The sequence below is a fragment of the Bacillus sp. MZGC1 genome (genome assembly GCF_002998605.1).
Lineage (GTDB): Bacteria > Bacillota > Bacilli > Bacillales > Bacillaceae > Bacillus.
In genome coordinates this window covers 1-3,077 of the sequence record NZ_PVRE01000014.1, presented here as the reverse complement: position 1 = coordinate 3,077, position 3,077 = coordinate 1, and the positions used below count along the sequence as shown (strand labels likewise).

The 3,077-nt window shown below is 52.3% G+C and carries 1 rRNA gene; it reads left to right on the top strand.

From position 1 onward, the window contains the following. The first annotated feature begins 97 nt into the window (after nucleotides 1-97). A 23S ribosomal RNA gene (locus tag C6Y06_RS19915) occupies nucleotides 98-3,028 on the top strand. The last annotated feature ends 49 nt before the right edge of the window (nucleotides 3,029-3,077 follow it).

Here is a 3,077-nt window from a genome sequence, read left to right as displayed (position 1 = left end):
CGTGTTCTTTGAAAACTAGATAACAATAAGTAATACATTCACATTGAATGCAATGCAAAGTTCATCACACATAGTGATTCTTTCTAAAGTAAGAAATGGTTAAGTTAGAAAGGGCGCACGGTGGATGCCTTGGCACTAGGAGCCGATGAAGGACGGGACGAACACCGATATGCTTCGGGGAGCTGTAAGCAAGCTTTGATCCGGAGATTTCCGAATGGGGAAACCCACTGCTCGTAATGGAGTAGTATCCATACTTGAATACATAGAGTATGAGAAGGCATACCCGGGGAACTGAAACATCTAAGTACCCGGAGGAAGAGAAAGCAAATGCGATTCCCTGAGTAGCGGCGAGCGAAACGGGAACAGCCCAAACCAAGAGGCTTGCCTCTTGGGGTTGTAGGACACTCTATACGGAGTTACAAAGGAACGATATAAGCGAAGAGGTCTGGAAAGGCCCGCCAAAGAAGGTAACAGCCCTGTAACTGAAATGTTGTTCTCTCCAGAGTGGATCCTGAGTACGGCGGAACACGTGAAATTCCGTCGGAATCCGGGAGGACCATCTCCCAAGGCTAAATACTCCCTAGTGACCGATAGTGAACCAGTACCGTGAGGGAAAGGTGAAAAGCACCCCGGAAGGGGAGTGAAATAGATCCTGAAACCGTGTGCCTACAAGTAGTCAGAGCCCGTTAAAGGGTGATGGCGTGCCTTTTGTAGAATGAACCGGCGAGTTACGATCCCGTGCAAGGTTAAGCAGAAGATGCGGAGCCGCAGCGAAAGCGAGTCTGAATAGGGCGCATGAGTACGTGGTCGTAGACCCGAAACCAGGTGATCTACCCATGTCCAGGGTGAAGTTCAGGTAACACTGAATGGAGGCCCGAACCCACGCACGTTGAAAAGTGCGGGGATGAGGTGTGGGTAGGGGTGAAATGCCAATCGAACCTGGAGATAGCTGGTTCTCTCCGAAATAGCTTTAGGGCTAGCCTCAAGGTAAGAGTCTCGGAGGTAGAGCACTGATTGGACTAGGGGCCCCTACCGGGTTACCGAATTCAGTCAAACTCCGAATGCCGATGACTTATCCTTGGGAGTCAGACTGCGAGTGATAAGATCCGTAGTCGAAAGGGAAACAGCCCAGACCGCCAGCTAAGGTCCCAAAGTATACGTTAAGTGGAAAAGGATGTGGAGTTGCTTAGACAACCAGGATGTTGGCTTAGAAGCAGCCACCATTTAAAGAGTGCGTAATAGCTCACTGGTCGAGTGACTCTGCGCCGAAAATGTACCGGGGCTAAACGTATCACCGAAGCTGCGGACTGTTCTGACGAACAGTGGTAGGAGAGCGTTCTAAGTGCTGTGAAGTCAGACCGGAAGGACTGGTGGAGCGCTTAGAAGTGAGAATGCCGGTATGAGTAGCGAAAGACGGGTGAGAATCCCGTCCACCGAATGCCTAAGGTTTCCTGAGGAAGGCTCGTCCGCTCAGGGTTAGTCGGGACCTAAGCCGAGGCCGAAAGGCGTAGGCGATGGACAACAGGTTGATATTCCTGTACCACCTCCTCACCATTTGAGCAATGGGGGGACGCAGGAGGATAGGGTAAGCGCGGTATTGGATATCCGCGTCCAAGCAGTTAGGCTGGGAAATAGGCAAATCCGTTTCCCGTAAAGGCTGAGCTGTGATGGCGAGCGAAATTTAGTAGCGAAGTTCCTGATTCCACACTGCCAAGAAAAGCCTCTAGCGAGGTGAGAGGTGCCCGTACCGCAAACCGACACAGGTAGGCGAGGAGAGAATCCTAAGGTGATCGAGAGAACTCTCGTTAAGGAACTCGGCAAAATGACCCCGTAACTTCGGGAGAAGGGGTGCTTCTTAGGGTGTTAAAGCCCCGAGAAGCCGCAGTGAATAGGCCCAGGCGACTGTTTAGCAAAAACACAGGTCTCTGCGAAGCCGTAAGGCGAAGTATAGGGGCTGACGCCTGCCCGGTGCTGGAAGGTTAAGAGGAGCGCTTAGCGTAAGCGAAGGTGCGAATTGAAGCCCCAGTAAACGGCGGCCGTAACTATAACGGTCCTAAGGTAGCGAAATTCCTTGTCGGGTAAGTTCCGACCCGCACGAAAGGCGCAACGATCTGGGCACTGTCTCAACGAGAGACTCGGTGAAATTATAGTACCTGTGAAGATGCAGGTTACCCGCGACAGGACGGAAAGACCCCGTGGAGCTTTACTGCAGCCTGATATTGAATGTTGGTACAGCTTGTACAGGATAGGTAGGAGCCTTGGAAACCGGAGCGCTAGCTTCGGTGGAGGCATCGGTGGGATACTACCCTGGCTGTATTGACCTTCTAACCCGCTGCCCTTATCGGGCAGGGAGACAGTGTCAGGTGGGCAGTTTGACTGGGGCGGTCGCCTCCTAAAATGTAACGGAGGCGCCCAAAGGTTCCCTCAGAATGGTTGGAAATCATTCGCAGAGTGTAAAGGCACAAGGGAGCTTGACTGCGAGACCTACAAGTCGAGCAGGGACGAAAGTCGGGCTTAGTGATCCGGTGGTTCCGCATGGAAGGGCCATCGCTCAACGGATAAAAGCTACCCCGGGGATAACAGGCTTATCTCCCCCAAGAGTCCACATCGACGGGGAGGTTTGGCACCTCGATGTCGGCTCATCGCATCCTGGGGCTGTAGTCGGTCCCAAGGGTTGGGCTGTTCGCCCATTAAAGCGGTACGCGAGCTGGGTTCAGAACGTCGTGAGACAGTTCGGTCCCTATCCGTCGCGGGCGCAGGAAATTTGAGAGGAGCTGTCCTTAGTACGAGAGGACCGGGATGGACGCACCGCTGGTGTACCAGTTGTTCTGCCAAGGGCATCGCTGGGTAGCTATGTGCGGACGGGATAAGTGCTGAAAGCATCTAAGCATGAAGCCCCCCTCAAGATGAGATTTCCCATTCCGCAAGGAAGTAAGATCCCTGAAAGATGATCAGGTTGATAGGTCTGAGGTGGAAGCGTGGTGACACGTGGAGCTGACAGATACTAATAGATCGAGGACTTAACCTATATTCTAATGTGAAGCATGAACATTGTTATCTAGTTTTGAGAGAACATT